Origin of the sequence: Kitasatospora sp. MBT63, assembly GCF_000710465.2 — a bacterium.
In the GTDB taxonomy this organism is placed as follows: domain Bacteria; phylum Actinomycetota; class Actinomycetes; order Streptomycetales; family Streptomycetaceae; genus Kitasatospora.
Genome location: NZ_JAIZ01000668.1, coordinates 1 through 2258, shown reverse-complemented (window position 1 = coordinate 2258; position 2258 = coordinate 1). Strand labels below are relative to the sequence as shown.

Below are 2258 nucleotides of genomic sequence, written 5' to 3'. Positions count from 1 at the left end.
CCCGCCGGCGCGTCCGTGCAGCCGGCCAAGGCCGCCAAGGCTGCCAAGGCCGCCCCGGCGAAGGCCGCGCCCGCGCCGGCCGCCGAGGGCGACGACGAGTTCGAGTACAGCGGCGTCGGCCGCCGCCGCCGCGTCCGCACCTCGGTGCGGGTCCGCCCGGAGGGCAGGCCGCAGGCCGAGCCCCGGCAGGAGCCCCGCCAGGAGCCCCGCCAGGAGGTCCGGGCGCAGCAGCCGGAGCCGGCCGCCGTCGAGGCGCCCGCCGAGGCGCCCGCGACCGGCCCGGACACCGAGGCGGAGTGGGACGAGGACGGTCGTCCGTCCCGCCGCCGCCGTCGTGGTGGCCGCCGTCGCCGCCGCGGTGAGAGCGACGAGAACGAGAACGAGACCGAGGGCGACACCGAGACGGTGACCGCGGACACCGCGGACGAGCAGCCGGCCGCTGCCGCCGCCGGGGCGGACGAGGACGACGAGGACGACGACGACCTCGCGGCCGGCCTGTCCTCCTCGCGCCGTCGCCGTCGCCGCCGTCGCCGCAGTGGCGAGAGCGGTGTCGAGGTGGCCGCCGAGACCACCGAGGACGGCGTCCGGACCGTGGTGAAGGTGCGCGAGCCGCGCCGCCGCTCCACCGAGCCGGCCTTCGACCCGGACGAGGTGCAGTCCATCAAGGGCTCCACCCGTCTGGAGGCGAAGAAGCAGCGCCGCCGTGAGGGCCGTGAGCTGGGCCGCCGCCGGGTGCCGATCATCACCGAGGCCGAGTTCCTGGCCCGCCGGGAGTCGGTCGAGCGGGTGATGGTGGTCCGCCAGAACGGCCAGCGCACCCAGATCGGCGTCCTGGAGGACGGCGTGCTCGTCGAGCACTACGTCAACAAGGAGCAGGCCACCAGCTACGTCGGCAACGTCTACCTGGGCAAGGTCCAGAACGTGCTGCCGTCGATGGAGGCCGCCTTCGTCGACATCGGCAAGGGCCGCAACGCGGTGCTGTACGCCGGTGAGGTCAACTTCGGTGCGCTGGGCCACGGCGGCCCGCGCCGGATCGAGTCGGTGCTCAAGTCCGGCCAGTCCGTGCTGGTCCAGGTCTCCAAGGACCCGATCGGCCACAAGGGCGCCCGGCTGACCAGCCAGATCTCGCTGCCCGGCCGCTACCTGGTCTACGTGCCCGAGGGCTCGATGACCGGTATCAGCCGCAAGCTCCCGGAGAACGAGCGCGCCCGCCTGAAGCAGATCCTCAAGAAGATCGTCCCGGACGACGCGGGCGTCATCGTGCGCACCGCCGCCGAGGGCGCCAGCGAGGACGAGCTCACCCGCGACGTGCAGCGCCTGCAGGCGCAGTGGGAGGAGATCCAGAAGAAGGCCGCCACCGGCAACGCCCCGGCGCTGCTGTACGGCGAGCCGGACATGACCGTCCGGGTCGTGCGCGACATCTTCAACGAGGACTTCAGCAAGGTCATCGTCAGCGGCGCCGAGGCGTGGAGCACCATCCACGAGTACGTCGGCGGCGTGGCCCCCGACCTCGCGGACCGGCTGCAGCGCTGGACCTCGGACGTCGACGTGTTCGCCACCTACCGGATCGACGAGCAGCTGATGAAGGCGCTGGACCGCAAGGTCTGGCTGCCCAGCGGCGGTTCGCTGGTGATCGACCGGACCGAGGCGATGGTCGTGGTCGACGTCAACACCGGCAAGTTCGTCGGCCAGGGCGGGAACCTCGAGGAGACCGTCACCCGCAACAACATCGAGGCGGCCGAGGAGATCGTCCGTCAGCTGCGGCTGCGCGACCTCGGCGGCATCATCGTGATCGACTTCATCGACATGGTGCTGGAGTCCAACCGCGACCTGGTGCTGCGGCGCCTGCTGGAGTGCCTGGGCCGGGACCGGACCAAGCACCAGGTGGCCGAGGTCACTTCGCTGGGCCTGGTCCAGATGACCCGCAAGCGGGTCGGCCAGGGCCTGCTGGAGTCCTTCTCCGAGTCCTGCGTGCACTGCAACGGGCGCGGCGTCATCGTCCACATGGACCAGCCGCACACCCACGGCGGTGGCGGCCACACCGCGGCGGCCGGCGAGAGCGCCGCCGCGGGCGGCAGCAAGCGCCGCCGTCGCGGCAAGGGCGGCGCGGGCCAGGGCGAGCCGGAGGGCCTGGAGGCCGCCGGCACCGAGTCCGAGGCGCCGTTCGAGTCCGAGGCCGAGGCCGAGGAGACCTTCGAGCTGGTCGAGCGGGAGCCCGCGGCGCAGCCGGAGCCCGTGGCCGAGGAGCCGGCCGCGCC

The 2258-nt window shown here is 73.4% G+C and carries 1 protein-coding gene; it reads left to right on the top strand.

All coding sequences use genetic code 11. The annotated features are described in order from the left end of the window. On the top strand, nucleotides 1–2258 hold a 2258-nt coding region (locus AA75_RS34990; protein WP_033824405.1), incomplete at both ends, for an Rne/Rng family ribonuclease.